Source organism: Streptomyces sp. NPDC033221, assembly GCF_055577005.1.
In genome coordinates this window covers 1-12853 of sequence record NZ_JBVIQN010000010.1, presented here as the reverse complement: position 1 = coordinate 12853, position 12853 = coordinate 1, and the positions used below count along the sequence as shown (strand labels likewise).

The following is a 12853-nucleotide window of genomic DNA, read 5'->3' as shown; positions in this document are numbered from 1 at the left end:
ACCCGGCCGTGAACAACCACCCGATCCGGGGATTGCGGGGCTGCCGGGTGGCCGGAAGTCGGCAGCGAAGGGGCGGCGGCCACCCTACGGAGTTGTACAGTTGCGCAATCCAGCAACTTAATCAGCGCTGCGCGGGAGCGCACCGATCCGCCAGGGGGATCCCATGCCAGGCACCGACTCCCTACGGGCCGACGAAGACGCCGTCTTCACGCACACCCTCAGCAGGGCGCTCGACTCCCCGCAGGTCAGGGAAGCGCTGCGCCGCTCCCCGGGAGCCACCGACCGCGAACGGCTGCGCCTCCGGGCCCACCGGGAACGCGACACCCTCTGCGCCGCGGCCGCGCCCGAGTACCAGGCGTACGCCCGGCTGCGCTCCGCGGACGACGGCCACACGGACCCGGATTCGCTTACGGCCGCGGACTCCGGCGGCGGCCTGCTGCCCGCCCTCGCCGTCCTCGTACCGAGTCTCGGCGCGGTGGCCGCGGTCCTCTTCCTCCTGATCGGCTTCGGGATGCGGCTCGTCGGCTTCCACCGGGAGTTCGCCGACGAACTGGTGTACGCGGGCTGGCTCGCCGCGGGCATCGCGGCGGCGGCGACCGTGATCGGCCTGGCCTGGATGCTGGTGACGGCGGCCCGCAACCGCTCGACCACCCCCGCACCCGACACCACCCCGGAGTCCGAGACGGCACAGGCCCGCGCGGCCTGGCAACTCGCCCTGCTGGAACGCGGCATCCTCCCGTTCCTGCTGGACCGTATCCGCGAAGAACAGTCACGCACCGGCGCGACGACACCCCCGTCGACCACCCGCACCCGCCCCGGCTACTCGTCCCCCGAGTACGCGGGGCCGGAGTACGCCAGCCCGGGCTATGGGCGGCCGGGGTACGGGAGCCCTGCGTACGAGAGCCCCGATCGCTAGGGCGCACCCACGGCGGCGATCCGGCTTATCCACAGGGGTGGTTGTGAGCCACACCACACGGCACTATGGGCGCATGAGGAGGGCCACCAGCTTTGCGCCACCGGGGCCGCCGCAGCCGTCGCCGCGGCGGCGCAACGTCGTGCTGCGGTTGTACGACGTGCCGCTGCACCGGGACTGGGCGTTCTGGTTCACCGTCGCCCTCGCCTCCCTGGAGGCCCTCGGACTCGCCGCGGGCCCCGAGCAGACGACCGGCCTCCCCCGCTGGCTGAACGTGACGCTCGCGATGCTCGTCGCCACCGTCCTCTTCGGGGCGCTGCCCGCCTGGATCAGGCTCGCCTTCCGCCGCTGGCAGCGCCGCAGCCACCACCCCCGGCCGACACAGTCGGCCGCCTACACCCCAACCCCACACACCGCTCCCCCCCTGGGCACACCCCCACCCCCACGCACCGCTCCACCCCCAGGCACACCCCCGCCACCGCAGCCCTCACCCCTCCGGGAATCCGGCCCACCCCGGGCCGCCGCCCCGCCCCGCGAACCCGCCCGGCCCGAGACCGCGTACCCACCCGCCCCGGACCCCCTGGCCACCGCCCGCCGCACCCTTCCGCACCCCGTGGCCCGGACCGTTCACGAGATGCAGCGGGCACATACACACAAGGACCGGCACGAGGCGCTGCTCGAAGCCGGCGAGACGCTGGCCGCCACCGTCGCCGTCACCGCGGCGGGGCTGCTCGCGGCGCACGGCATCGGCGTGCGCAACCTCGCACACCTGCGCACCGCCCTCGCCTCCGGCGGGGGCACCACCTTCGGCACCTGGACGGTGTGGCTCCACCAACTGTGCCGGGTCGTGCGGGAACACACGGACGTGATTCCCGGCCTCGCGGAAGTCCTGCGGGACGAGTCCGACATGGCCGCCCGGCCGGACGACCCCGGGCTCGTCCAGTTGCTCGACCGCCTCAAGGGCGAACGCAACCGCACCCGGCATGGCGACAAGCCACGGACACAGGAGGAGGCCGCCCTGCGCGTCGCCGAGCACCAGATCACCCTCGAACGGGCCCTGATGCGCGCCCAGTTCCTCAACGGACTGCCGTGGCTGCTCACGGCCTCGTGCGACTACCAACGCCGCAGCGGTACGTACGAGGTGGTGGCGGACCATCTGATGGGCGACCACCCGGACTTCGACCGGCTGGCTTTCCCCTGCCCGACCCCGGTCTCCCACGACACGGTGTACGCGCTCAGCCCCGCGGGCCCGGTCGCCCTGTCGCCGTTCGTCGCCAGCCTGTACTGCGCGCAGTGCCGACGCCGCGAGATATGCCACGCCAACAACACGGGGCGCCCAAGCCGTCCGGCGGCCTACAAGAGCTTCGGCTGCGGGCACGTCATCCCATGCCCCGAGCTGGACGACGAGATAGCCGCCCTCCCCGGCACGCAGCCACCCGGTCCGGGACGCCGTCGACCCTAATTAGAAATGGGACCCATTTTCATATAGCCTCGTCCGGCACCGCGCCATCGGCACCGGCACGTGCTCGCGTACGCCCGCCCGGCGTCCCGCGCGCCCGTCAGCGCCGGTGTCCTGCCCCGCGCCCCAGGAGAGGTTTCCGGATCATGGCCGTTCCCAAGCGGAAGATGTCCCGCAGCAACACCCGCCACCGCCGCGCCCAGTGGAAGGCCCGTACGCCCGCCCTGGTCCCGGTGACCGTCGACGGTTCCGTGTACCAGGTCCCGCGCCGCCTGGTGAAGGCGTACCAGCGCGGCCTGATCCGCCCGGAGGACTGACCGCCGATGGCACCGCCCATGGCCGGGCCCCTGCCCGTCACCGTGCTCTCCGGATTCCTCGGCGCGGGCAAGACCACGCTGCTCAACCACGTCCTGCACAACCGGGCGGGCCTGCGCGTCGCGGTGATCGTCAACGACATGAGCGAGGTCAACATCGACGCCGCGCTCGTCCGCGGCGGCGACGCGGCCCTGTCCCGCACCGAGGAACGGCTGGTCGAGATGACCAACGGGTGCATCTGCTGCACCCTGCGCGACGACCTCCTCGAAGAAGTCGACCGGCTGGCGCGCGAGAACCGCTTCGACTACCTGCTCATCGAGTCCACCGGCATCTCCGAGCCGATGCCGGTGGCCGCCACCTTCGCGTTCCCGCGCAACGACGGCGCGACACTGGGCGACCTGGCCCGGCTGGACACCATGGTCACCGTCGTCGACGCCGCCGGCTTCCACGCCGAACTGGCGGGCGGCGACGGCCTCACCGAGCGCGGCCTCGCCCCGTACGAGGACGACGAACGGACCGTCAGCGACCTGCTCATGGACCAGGTCGAGTTCGCCGACGTCATCGTCGTCAACAAGCTCGACCTGGTGGACGAGGACCGGTCCGCGCGCCTGCGGGCCACTCTGGCCCGGCTGAACCCGGCGGCCCGGGTCATTACCGCCCGGCACGGCCGGGTGGCGCCCGCCGACATCCTCGGCACCGGCCGCTTCGACCTGGAGCGCGCCCAGCAGGCGCCCGGCTGGGTCATGGAGCTGAACGGCGACCACGTACCGGAGACCGAGGAGTACGGCATCTCCAGCACGGTCTTCCGCGCGGCGCGCCCCTTCCACCCCGGCCGGCTCTGGCAGTTCGTCACGGAGGGCATGGACAGCGGGGCGTACGGGAAGATCCTGCGCTCCAAGGGGTTCTTCCGCCTCGCCGGGCGGCCGCGGGTGACCGGCTTGTGGTCGCAGGCGGGGTCGGTCGCCCGCTTCGAGCCGTCGGGGGCCGCGGGATCCGCTGAGGCGTCGGGGGCCGCCCGAGCCCACGCCGCGACCGGGGACGGCCGTCCTGGGGACGAGCCGGACGGCCGCCCCGAGGACATCCAGGAACTGGTCTTCATCGGGACCGGCCTGCGGGCCGAGGCCCTGCACGCCGCCCTGGAACGCTGTCTCGTCACGGACGCCGAGACGCTGGGGGAGGCGTACGGCACCGACCCGTTCCCGGCCTGGGCCACCTACACAGCGGACGACACCTGTGAGCACGAGGACGAACCGGCATGGGCGGGCGGCTGACCCGACAGCGCGCCTCCGTCCTGCGCGTCCTCACCGGATGCCAGGACTTCGTCTCGGCGCAGGAGTTGCACGTACGCCTGGTCACCGCCGACGTCCCCGTGGGCCTGTCCACCGTCTACCGCACCCTGCGCGAGCTGGAGCGGTCCGGACAGGTGGACGTCGTACGGGACGAGGCGGGGGAACGCCTCTACCGGCCGCGGCCCGCCGACGGCCACCGCCACTACCTGATCTGCCGCCGCTGCGGCCGCAGCCGCCCGCTCGACTCCGACGTGGTGGAGCGCTGGGCGGAGCGGGTCGGCGCGGAGAGCGGCTTCAGCGCCGTCGAGCACACCGTGGAACTCAGCGGCATCTGCGCCCGCTGCACCGGGCTGTGCGCGTAGCCCCGCCGGGCCCATGGCGGCCCGGCGGGCCCGTACTGCGATGCGCCAGGCGCCGGAACGCGGGAGACTCGGAAGAGGGGACGCGCATCCACGGCGAGCATCCACGGCGAGGAAGGAAAGAAGGTTCCTGCCATGACGGCCACCACCCACGCGCCGCACCCGAACCACACCCACGAGCACGGCACCGGCTGCGGCCACGTGTCCGTACCGCACGGCGACCACGTCGACTATGTGCACGACGGCCACCTCCACCGCCCGCACGGGGACCACGCCGACGAGTGCGAGCCCGACGGCCACACCGTCCACGAGGGCCACGACCACGACCACCGCCCCGGCTGCGGCCACGTCGCCGTACCGCACGGGACCCATGTCGACTTCGTCCACGACGGCCACCGGCATGCCGCGCACGAGGACCACTGGGACGATCACTGAGCGGGAGACGCCGAGACGCGCCCAGCGGGCCCCGCAGCCGGTCGCGACCCGCTGCCGAAGAAACTTCCGCCTCACCGGCAACCCCGGCCGCTCCCGCACGTCGTGACGGGTGAGGGCGCCATCCGGCGCCGTCCCGCCGATCGTGGAGCAGCCACCGTGAACGACTCTCGCCGCACCTCCGCCTCGTCCCTCCCGCACCGCCCGCCCACCAGCCCGTACGCGCTCTCCGGCAGCGCCGGGCGCGGAGCCCGCAGCCGGGTACGGAGTGCCGTGACCGCCGGGCTGCTGGTGGCGGTCGCCCTGCCCGCGCTCTCCCTGACCGGTGTCGGTACGGCGCACGCCGAGGAGCGCGCCACGAACGCGAGCCCGGCCAACCCCGCGAGCCCGGCCGACCCCGCACCGCGGGAAGCGGGCGCCGCCGCCCCCAAGCCGGCCCCCGAGGCCGCCGCCCCGCGCTCTTCCGCCTCGCGCCCGAGCGCCGCGCCCAGTGCCGCACCGAGTGCCGCTCCCAGCGCGGCGCCGAGCGAGGGCTCGGGCAGCGCCGAGGCCTCCGGGGCGCCGGGCGACTCCCGGGCGAAGCCCGCGCCCGCCGCCCCGTCCGGCAAGGACGAACTCGCCGAGACGGGCGCCTCCACGGCCACCACCGTGGCGCTGGGCGCCGGCGCCGCCCTGCTGATCGCCGGGGGCGGCGGTGCCGTGTACGCCGCCCGCCGCCGTAACGGCGCCAACTGAGCCACCTCGAACGCCCGACGGCCGAGGAACCGATGGAGTTCACCGCCGCCGCGTCTCCCGCCCCGGTACGGCCCGCCGTACCGGGGCCTTGGCGCGCCCTGTGCCAATTGCTGCAACGCGCCGCGACGCCGCGGAACGCGTACCGAAGCGGCCACCCGGCTCACAGCCACTCCGCTCACAGCCCCGGCACCGACCCCGAAGCCGGCCCCGGCCCTGGCACCGGCCCCAGCCCGAGCCCGAGCATCACCGCCCTCTACCACGCCCACCGGCTGTCCATGGTGCGGCTGGCGGTGCTGCTGGTGGACGACCGGGCCACGGCCGAGGACGTCGTCCAGGACGCGTTCGCGGCCCTCTACAAGCGCCACGGTGAGCGGCTCGACGAGGTCGACAACGCCCTCGCGTACCTGCGTACCGCCGTCGTCAACGCGGCCCGCTCGGTGCTGCGGCGCCGGCGCACGGCCCGCGACTACACACCCCCGTACGAGCTGGACGCCCCCTCCGCCGAGGAACGCGTCGTCCTCGACGAGGAGCACCGCGAGGTCCTCGCCGCCCTCGGCCGCCTGACCGCCCGCCGCCGCGAGGTCCTCGTCCTGCGGTACTGGGGCGAGCTGACCGAAGCGCAGATCGCGGCCACGCTCGGCATCAGCCGCGGTGCGGTGAAGTCCATCGCCAGCCGCGCGCTGGACTCCCTGGAAAAGATGCTGGAGGCGCGGTCATGACACACCACGGACCCGGGGACGGGGAGACCCGCCCCGTCGAGGCCCGGCTGCGGAACGCCTTCGCGGCCCGTACCGGGCAGATCGGCCTCCGTGACCTGCGGCCCGCCGCGCCCCCGGGGCCGCACCTGCGCCGCGGCCCGTTCCTCGGCCGGCGGCTGCGGTGGATCGCCCTGCCCCTGGCCGCGGCGGCCACGGTGGCCGCCGCCGCGGTGGGGTACCTGGCCCTCACCCCCGACACCCCGTCGCGCCCCGCGCCCGCCTCCACGCCCAGCCCCGTACCGAGCCGTTCCGTTCCCTCCCCGTCGCCCCCCTCCGGGTCGTCCGACTCATCCGGATCGTCCGAGTCATCCGGCTCGCCCACGCCCGTTCCCCCGCCTCCCGCCAACTCCGAGCGGTCGCCGTCTCCCGACCCCCGGCCCGACGTATCGCCAGGCTCCGCCGCGGAACCCGTCACGCCCGCCCCGAGTACGCGCCCCAGCGGGTCGCCCGGGAACACCCCGCCCACGGGCGCGCACCGGCGGGCGTCATCCGCGCCGCCTCCGGACGAGGCGGACCGCTCGGCGGCGACGCCCAGGACGCCACTGCCGGGCCGGACGGCGTCGCTGCCCTCCGCAGCCGGCCGCTGAGTCCGGCCCGGGGGGCTCCTCCCACCTACCACCCACCCCGGCCCGCGGCCGCCCGGCGCGACGGGCGGTACTCCGATCGTGTCGAATTCCCCCACACCCCACGCTTCACGGACTTTGCGGAATTCGGCTCTCTTTACGCCCCGCCCCGAGCGCCCGCTCCGTCCACCCCGACCCGCCGAACGCTCATTTCCGGCCGTCCTCGGGAGCACGTCGCGTCACATTTCCGCGGCGGCTGCCGCCTTTCAGCGAACGCGGCAACCCTTCCCCCACCGTGGCCGGGCGGGACGCGCAGCACCCTCCCCACCCCGCCTCCTCATTCGGCTCCGCCGCATCTCGCTCCGGAAATGCCCCTCTTTGCCGTCTTCGCACTCCGACCGCATGGCTGCGCCCGGCGCCAGTGGCCCGGTAGGCTTTCCGTGTGATCTTCAAGCGCATCGGAAATGGGCGGCCGTACCCGGACCACGGCCGGGAAAGCACCCGCCAGTGGGCGGATGTTGCCCCTCGCCCGGTACGCCTTGACCAGTTGGTGACGACCAAGCAGCAGCTCGACCTGGAGACGCTGCTCGCCGAGGACTCCACCTTCTACGGCGACCTCTTCGCGCACGTCGTGAAGTGGCAGGGCGACCTCTACCTGGAAGACGGGCTGCACCGCGCCGTACGCGCGGCCCTCCAGCAGCGGCAGGTGCTGCACGCCCGCGTCCTGGAACTGGGCTGACACCCCTCAGCGAGCCGCCCCCTAGGCACCTCGGCACGACCGGCCGAGCCCACCCCGGCGCGACCGACCGCGCCCACCCGGCATGACCGGCTGAGCCCGCCCGACACGGCCCATCCCCCTGATCGGCGGACCATATTGGCCCTTTCGGGTGGGGTCTCGCGCCACGCGTTGATCATTTAGTAGGCATGGGACCGGCCCCGCACTACGCTGCGGATATGAGCATGCTGACGCCCCCTGGCATGGGCGGTAAGAAGTACCGCATCACGGGCGACAGATATCCACGGATGCGCCGCCCCCGTCACCGCCGGCGGATCACCCTGTTGATCACCGCCGCCGTCGTCGCCCTCGCCCTGGCCGGCTGGGGCACGTTGCAGCTCATCGACGTCTTCGGCGGCAAGGGCGGTACGGCCCAGGCCGCACAGGACAAGAAGAAGTGCCCCGGCAAGGGCGGCACGAAGCAGGCCGGCGCCCTGGCCTCCGGTACGGGCAAGCCACTGCCCGAGCCCGCCGACGTCACCGTCAACGTCCTCAACGCGACGGCGCGCGGCGGGCTCGCCAAGTCGACCGCCGACGAGCTGAAGAAGCGCGGCTTCAAGGTCGGCAAGGTGGGCAACGCCCCGCCCGCCTACGACAAGAAGGTCAAGGGCACCGGCATACTGCTGGGCGCGCAGAAGACGTCCGAGGGCGCCCAGAAGGTCCTGGGCACGCAGCTCGACGGCGCGGAGCCGAAGACCGACACCCGTAAGACGGGCGACGTCGACCTGATCATCGGCGACACGTTCAAGGCCTTGGCCGAGCCGGCCGCCGCCCAGAAGTCGCTCACCGCGCTGACGGCACCGTCCAGGACGGACCCGCACTGCCCCAAGTGACCCGCCAGGGCCGGGCCCCCGTCCCGCCCCTGCGCCGTCCTGCCCTGTCGCTACGCCCTTCGGCTCACCGCCTCCGGCTCGCGGCCTTCAACCGTCCTCAGCCGGCCGTGCCGTACATCCGGTCGCCCGCGTCACCCAGGCCGGGGACGATGTAGCGGTCGGGGTTCAGGCACTCGTCCACGGCCGCCGTGACGACCGTCACCGGCGCGCCGGCCAGCTCGCGCTCCATCACCTCGACGCCCTCGGGCGCCGCCAGCAGGCAGATCGCGGTGACGTCGTCCGCGCCACGGTCGATCAGTTCCCGGATCGCCGCGACCAGGGTGCCGCCGGTGGCCAGCATCGGGTCGACCACGTAGACCTGGCGGCCCGAGAGGTCGTCCGGCATCCGCGTGGCGTACGTGTGGGCCTCGTACGTCTCCTCGTTGCGGACCATGCCCATGAAGCCGACCTCGGCCGTGGGCAGCAGCCGGACCATGCCGTCCAGCATCCCCAGCCCGGCGCGCAGGATCGGCACGACCAGCGGGCGGGGGTGGGACAGCCGCACTCCGGTGGTCGCCGTCACCGGGGTGTCGATGTCGACCTGCTCGGTCCGCACATCGCGGGTGGCCTCGTACGCGAGCAGGGTGACCAGCTCGTCGGCGAGACGCCGGAAGGTCGGGGAGTCGGTGCGCTTGTCGCGCAGGGTAGTGAGTTTGTGCGCCACCAGCGGGTGGTCGACGACGTGGATCCGCATGACATCGACAGTAGCCGAGGTCTCGGGCGCCGGTGCCCGCCCGTCGGTGCCGCGCGGGCCGGGAAACGATTCCGCCCCCGTTGGCATCGGACCACCGGTCCGGGGGAAAGTGGGCACAAACGCCCGGTCCGTCGCACCGGCGCCGGGCATGGACCTCGTCCCAAGGCGGTGTACGGCGTGCCCGACGGGAATGGGAGCGGAAACGGTACCGGAACCGGCCGCGGCGGGAGCGGCAGCGGGAACGCGAGCCGGCGCCGGACCAGCAGGGGCGCCGGCCCCAGGCCCGTGCGCCCCACCGCGGAACCGACGGGACCGGGCACAGCAACGCCCACGGAACCGGCCACGGCAACGCCCACGGAACCGCCGAAAGCCTCCGCGGGACAACCCACCCCCTCCCCCCACCCCGACGAAGGCGCCACCGGCGGTGAGAACGACGCGGCGCGCCGACGTCGGCGCGCCCAGTTCCTGCGTGATCTCAGCGAGGCCAAGGAGCTGCGCGACCGCGTCCAGCCGCGCCGCGCCCGGGCGGCACGGATGCGGCAGGCCATGAGAATGCGCACGTTCCGCTGGTAGCCGAACGTCACTTCCGCACCATCAGAACCTCTCGCCCCTCAAGACGTGACCCACATCTCTCGGAACGGCCGCACGACGCAACGCCGAAGACCCCGCGCAATCGCGTTGTTTCTGCCACGATTCCGATGGGCGGGGACCTGCGGCGCCGAGGCGCCGCCCCGTCCGGCCCGGCACGCCTATGACCAGTGGGAGAGTCACGGTGTACTTCGCCGCACTGCTCGCGCGCACCGAAGACGGGTGGGAAGCGAGCGACACGGAGCTCGACAATGTGGAGACCCTGACCGATCTGGCCGACCTGGCCCGTGAGGCCTCGGTCGACGACGACACGGTGGTGGCATACATCGAGCAGGAAGGCACGTGGTTCGGCGTCGTCCGTGTGGACGGCGAGGACGATCCGCGGATCTTCATCTCGAACGCCGCCGCCGCTGCCCGCAGCTCGTACGGTGCGATGCTCACCGACGAACTGCTCGGCCGCGACGAGGACGGCACCGACGACCTCGACAGCCTCGACCTGGACGGTACGGAGGACGGCGAACCCGACCCGGCGGACGGTGAAGGCGAGGGCGAGGAGACGGCGACGGCCTCCGACGCCCCCGCGCCGCCGCCCGGCCCGCTCGGCGACCCGGGCCTGCTGGCCGACCTGGGCATCGGCGACAAGGAGCTGCTCACGCTCGACGCCGACGCGCTGTCCGAGATCGCCGACGCCCTCGGCTGCACGGACGTCCTGGAGGCCGTGAGGTAACCCCCGTCACGGACACTGGGAGGCATGACCGCCTCCTTGCCCGACCCCCTCCCCACCCCGGCGCCCGACCCGCTGCGCGACCCCTGGACCGCGGCGATGCGACGGGCGCTGGACGAGGCTGCCCGCGCCCCCGGGACCGGCGACGTCCCGGTGGGCGCCGTCGTGCTGTCCCCGGACGGCACGGTCATCGGCACCGGCCACAACGAACGCGAGGCCACCGGCGACCCCACCGCCCACGCCGAGATCCTCGCCATCCGCGAGGCCGCCCGCACCCTGAGCGGATCTCCCCGGAACGACGGACGACGGGCGGGCGACTGGCGGCTCACCGGCTGCACGCTCGTCGTCACCCTGGAGCCGTGCACGATGTGCGCGGGCGCCATCGTGCTGTCCCGCCTGGACCGCGTCGTCTATGGAGCGGCCGACGAGAAGGCAGGCGCCGCCGGCTCCCTCTGGGACGTCGTACGCGACCGCCGCCTCAACCACCGCCCCGAAGTGATCACCGACGTCCTGCCCGACCCCTGCGCCACCCTCCTCACCACCTTCTTCCGCACCCGCTGACCCCCACCCGCCCCCCCGTATACCACTGCCGGACACCGCTTCCGGCCCCGCCACCGGATACCGATTTCGGCGTACGGGCCCCCGTGGGCTAGAGTTCCTCTCGGTAGCGTGTCCGAGCGGCCGAAGGAGCGCGCCTCGAAAGCGCGTGAGGGGGCAACCTCTCCGTGGGTTCAAATCCCACCGCTACCGCTTGTAACACCCCTCTGATCTGCGGAAACGTGGTCAGGGGGGTGTTTTGCGTGGTGCATGTGCAGCACGCGAGCCACCCCCTGCCCCCTACGGCCGCGCCTGCGTGGGCAGGGTGAGAATTTCGGCTCCCTCGTCGGTGATGGCGATGGTGTGCTCGCTGTGCGCGGTCCGGCAGCCCGTCGCGCTGCGCAGCGTCCAGCCGTCGGCGTCGGTGACGAGTGTGGCGGTGTCGGCCATGACCCAGGGCTCCAGGGCGAGCAGCAGTCCGGGGCGCAGTTTGTATCCGCGGCCGGGACGTCCGGTGTTCGCGACGTGTGGGTCCTGGTGCATGGTCGAGCCTATGCCGTGGCCTCCGTACTCGGTGTTGATCGGGTAGCCCGCCTTGCTGAGGACCGTGCCGATGGCGTGGGAGAGGTCGCCGATGCGCGCCCCGGGCTTGGCGGCGGCGATGCCGGCGGCGAGCGCGCGTTCGGTCGTCTCGATCATCGCGACGCTCTCCGCCGGCCTGGCCTTGCCCACCAGGAAGCTGATCGCGGCGTCCGCGGCCACCCCGCCCTTGGCTATGGCGAGGTCGAGCGTCAGCAGGTCCCCGTCCGCCAGCGTGTAGTGATGCGGCCGCCCATGGAGCACTCCGTCGTTGACGGCCGTGCAGATGTAGTGGCCGAACGGGCCGCGCCCGAAGGAAGGCGCGTAGTCGACGTAGCAGGACTGCGCTCCCGCCTCGGTGATCATTTCCTTCGCCCACTGGTCGATGTCCAGCAGGTTCGTCCCGACCGTGCTGCGCTGCTTCAGCGTGTGCAGGATGTCTCCGACCAGGGCGCCGACGCCCCTCGCCCGCTCAAGCCGCGCGGAGTTCAGAATCTCGATCATGGGAGACCTCTCGTGCATGTCCAATAACTATACCGGTCTGACTATACCGGTATTAGAATGGGGGCCATGGTCAGGTTGCCGCTCACCCCCGCCGAGGTAGAACGCGGACAGCGCCTCGGCGCCCTGCTCCGCCGAGCCCGGGGCTGCCGCTCGATGCTGGATGTGGCGCTCGCTTCGCACATCTCGCCGGAAACTCTGCGGAAGATCGAATCCGGCCGGGTGGCCACCCCCGCCTTCCCGACGATCGCAGCGATCGCCGACACCCTCGGCCTCTCTCTCGACACCGTCTGGGCCGAGATGAGCCGGACGGAACGAACCGTCGAGGACCAGCCGGCCCCGCCTGTCACACGGCACCCGTCGCTGGTTTCGTAACGCCGTATTCGGGGGCAGCTGCACGAGACGCATCCGGCTGAGAAGACCGCGAGCCTCGGCCATGGCGGCCTGATCGGGACGAGACGGCACTTCTGGGTGCGCGCGGTGAAGTCCGGGCGGGTCGCCGAAGCATGGTTCGCCGGTGATCCCGATATGTGGGCGTCGTCGCGGCCCCTGGGCCACGGCACCTCCTGTGGGTCGCCCAACGGGAGGCGACGGACTCCCGCATGGAGACGGGGCGCCTCGTAGGGCGCCCCGTGTGGGAGTGGGCTGAGGTGCTGAGGTCGGGCGGGGTCAGCCGATGGGGTTGACGAAGGTGGCGGGGTGGGTGGCGCCGTCCTGGTGGGTGAGGGGGCCCCAGGGCCACTTCAGGGTCAGGGAGGTG

The 12853-nt window shown here is 73.0% G+C and carries 17 protein-coding genes and 1 tRNA gene; 16 read left to right on the top strand and 2 right to left on the bottom strand.

Annotated features, from left to right (window positions below):
• Positions 1 to 163: 163 nt before the first annotated feature.
• From ACZ53K_RS15350 to ACZ53K_RS15300, 11 genes are all read left to right on the top strand, one after another.
• The gene (locus tag ACZ53K_RS15350; protein ID WP_468835997.1) at positions 164 to 916 is read left to right on the top strand and encodes a hypothetical protein; all 753 of its coding nucleotides are present in this window, start codon (positions 164 to 166) and stop codon (positions 914 to 916) included.
• A gap of 73 nt (positions 917 to 989) precedes the next feature.
• Positions 990 to 2375 carry a hypothetical protein gene (locus tag ACZ53K_RS15345; protein WP_468835995.1) on the top strand — a complete coding sequence of 462 codons (1386 nt, stop codon included), beginning with the start codon at positions 990 to 992 and terminating at the stop codon, positions 2373 to 2375.
• Between the two features lie 143 nt (positions 2376 to 2518).
• On the top strand, positions 2519 to 2689 hold the full coding sequence (rpmF, locus tag ACZ53K_RS15340; RefSeq protein WP_468835992.1) for a 50S ribosomal protein L32: 171 nt from the start codon (positions 2519 to 2521) through the stop codon (positions 2687 to 2689).
• 18 nt (positions 2690 to 2707) lie between these two features.
• On the top strand, positions 2708 to 3958 hold the full coding sequence (locus ACZ53K_RS15335; protein WP_468836516.1) for a GTP-binding protein: 1251 nt from the start codon (positions 2708 to 2710) through the stop codon (positions 3956 to 3958).
• The gene (locus ACZ53K_RS15330) at positions 3943 to 4338 is read left to right on the top strand and encodes a Fur family transcriptional regulator (protein WP_468835990.1); all 396 of its coding nucleotides are present in this window, start codon (positions 3943 to 3945) and stop codon (positions 4336 to 4338) included. Before ACZ53K_RS15335 ends, ACZ53K_RS15330 begins: the two co-directional genes overlap by 16 nt.
• A 132-nt stretch (positions 4339 to 4470) precedes the next feature.
• Positions 4471 to 4770: a hypothetical protein gene (locus tag ACZ53K_RS15325; RefSeq protein ID WP_468835987.1), complete on the top strand. Its 300-nt coding sequence runs from the start codon at positions 4471 to 4473 to the stop codon at positions 4768 to 4770.
• A 156-nt stretch (positions 4771 to 4926) separates the two neighbouring features.
• Entirely contained in the window at positions 4927 to 5502 is a 576-nt protein-coding gene (locus ACZ53K_RS15320) for an LAETG motif-containing sortase-dependent surface protein (RefSeq protein WP_468835985.1), read from the top strand.
• A gap of 32 nt (positions 5503 to 5534) precedes the next feature.
• Positions 5535 to 6221, top strand: coding sequence for an RNA polymerase sigma factor (locus ACZ53K_RS15315; protein WP_468835982.1), 687 nt, complete (start codon positions 5535 to 5537; stop codon positions 6219 to 6221).
• Positions 6218 to 6847 carry a hypothetical protein gene (locus tag ACZ53K_RS15310; protein ID WP_468835980.1) on the top strand — a complete coding sequence of 210 codons (630 nt, stop codon included), beginning with the start codon at positions 6218 to 6220 and terminating at the stop codon, positions 6845 to 6847. The genes ACZ53K_RS15315 and ACZ53K_RS15310 overlap by 4 nt, the downstream gene beginning before the upstream one ends.
• 418 nt (positions 6848 to 7265) lie before the next feature.
• Entirely contained in the window at positions 7266 to 7562 is a 297-nt protein-coding gene (locus ACZ53K_RS15305) for a type II toxin-antitoxin system VapB family antitoxin (protein ID WP_003986294.1), read from the top strand.
• Between the two features lie 215 nt (positions 7563 to 7777).
• Entirely contained in the window at positions 7778 to 8431 is a 654-nt protein-coding gene (locus ACZ53K_RS15300) for a LytR C-terminal domain-containing protein (protein WP_468835976.1), read from the top strand.
• A 97-nt stretch (positions 8432 to 8528) separates the two neighbouring features.
• Here the strand turns inward: ACZ53K_RS15300 and upp are convergent, their stop codons facing one another.
• The gene (upp, locus tag ACZ53K_RS15295; RefSeq protein ID WP_360125044.1) at positions 8529 to 9164 is read right to left on the bottom strand and encodes a uracil phosphoribosyltransferase; all 636 of its coding nucleotides are present in this window, start codon (positions 9162 to 9164) and stop codon (positions 8529 to 8531) included.
• 285 nt (positions 9165 to 9449) lie between these two features.
• Here upp and ACZ53K_RS15290 point away from each other — a divergent pair, with 285 nt between their 5' ends.
• From ACZ53K_RS15290 to ACZ53K_RS15275, 4 genes are all read left to right on the top strand, one after another.
• Positions 9450 to 9737 carry a hypothetical protein gene (locus ACZ53K_RS15290; protein WP_468835972.1) on the top strand — a complete coding sequence of 96 codons (288 nt, stop codon included), beginning with the start codon at positions 9450 to 9452 and terminating at the stop codon, positions 9735 to 9737.
• Between the two features lie 199 nt (positions 9738 to 9936).
• Positions 9937 to 10479 (top strand): tRNA adenosine deaminase-associated protein, encoded by a 543-nt coding sequence (locus ACZ53K_RS15285; RefSeq protein ID WP_468835969.1) that lies wholly within the window; start codon positions 9937 to 9939, stop codon positions 10477 to 10479.
• Between the two features lie 24 nt (positions 10480 to 10503).
• On the top strand, positions 10504 to 11037 hold the full coding sequence (gene tadA, locus ACZ53K_RS15280; protein ID WP_468835966.1) for a tRNA adenosine(34) deaminase TadA: 534 nt from the start codon (positions 10504 to 10506) through the stop codon (positions 11035 to 11037).
• Between the two features lie 102 nt (positions 11038 to 11139).
• Positions 11140 to 11226, top strand: a tRNA-Ser gene (locus ACZ53K_RS15275).
• An 87-nt stretch (positions 11227 to 11313) separates the two neighbouring features.
• Here ACZ53K_RS15275 and map read toward each other — a convergent pair.
• Complete coding sequence (gene map, locus ACZ53K_RS15270) at positions 11314 to 12096, bottom strand: type I methionyl aminopeptidase (RefSeq protein ID WP_468835964.1); 783 nt, start codon at positions 12094 to 12096, stop codon at positions 11314 to 11316.
• Positions 12097 to 12162: 66 nt separating this feature from the next.
• Here map and ACZ53K_RS15265 point away from each other — a divergent pair, with 66 nt between their 5' ends.
• Complete coding sequence (locus tag ACZ53K_RS15265) at positions 12163 to 12468, top strand: helix-turn-helix domain-containing protein (RefSeq protein WP_468835962.1); 306 nt, start codon at positions 12163 to 12165, stop codon at positions 12466 to 12468.
• Positions 12469 to 12853: the final 385 nt, after the last annotated feature.

Bases quoted from the DNA above. Each gene is read 5' to 3' on its own strand.
- rpmF (WP_468835992.1), top strand. From the start codon at position 2,519: ATGGCCGTTCCCAAGCGGAAGATGTCCCGCAGCAACACCCGCCACCGC.
- ACZ53K_RS15350 (WP_468835997.1), top strand. From the start codon at position 164: ATGCCAGGCACCGACTCCCTACGGGCCGACGAAGACGCCGTCTTCACG.
- ACZ53K_RS15335 (WP_468836516.1), top strand. From the start codon at position 2,708: ATGGCCGGGCCCCTGCCCGTCACCGTGCTCTCCGGATTCCTCGGCGCG.
- map (WP_468835964.1), bottom strand. From the start codon at position 12,096: ATGATCGAGATTCTGAACTCCGCGCGGCTTGAGCGGGCGAGGGGCGTC.
- tadA (WP_468835966.1), top strand. From the start codon at position 10,504: ATGACCGCCTCCTTGCCCGACCCCCTCCCCACCCCGGCGCCCGACCCG.
- ACZ53K_RS15325 (WP_468835987.1), top strand. From the start codon at position 4,471: ATGACGGCCACCACCCACGCGCCGCACCCGAACCACACCCACGAGCAC.
- ACZ53K_RS15315 (WP_468835982.1), top strand. From the start codon at position 5,535: ATGGAGTTCACCGCCGCCGCGTCTCCCGCCCCGGTACGGCCCGCCGTA.
- ACZ53K_RS15310 (WP_468835980.1), top strand. From the start codon at position 6,218: ATGACACACCACGGACCCGGGGACGGGGAGACCCGCCCCGTCGAGGCC.
- ACZ53K_RS15345 (WP_468835995.1), top strand. From the start codon at position 990: ATGAGGAGGGCCACCAGCTTTGCGCCACCGGGGCCGCCGCAGCCGTCG.
- ACZ53K_RS15265 (WP_468835962.1), top strand. From the start codon at position 12,163: ATGGTCAGGTTGCCGCTCACCCCCGCCGAGGTAGAACGCGGACAGCGC.
- ACZ53K_RS15330 (WP_468835990.1), top strand. From the start codon at position 3,943: ATGGGCGGGCGGCTGACCCGACAGCGCGCCTCCGTCCTGCGCGTCCTC.
- ACZ53K_RS15300 (WP_468835976.1), top strand. From the start codon at position 7,778: ATGAGCATGCTGACGCCCCCTGGCATGGGCGGTAAGAAGTACCGCATC.
- upp (WP_360125044.1), bottom strand. From the start codon at position 9,164: ATGCGGATCCACGTCGTCGACCACCCGCTGGTGGCGCACAAACTCACT.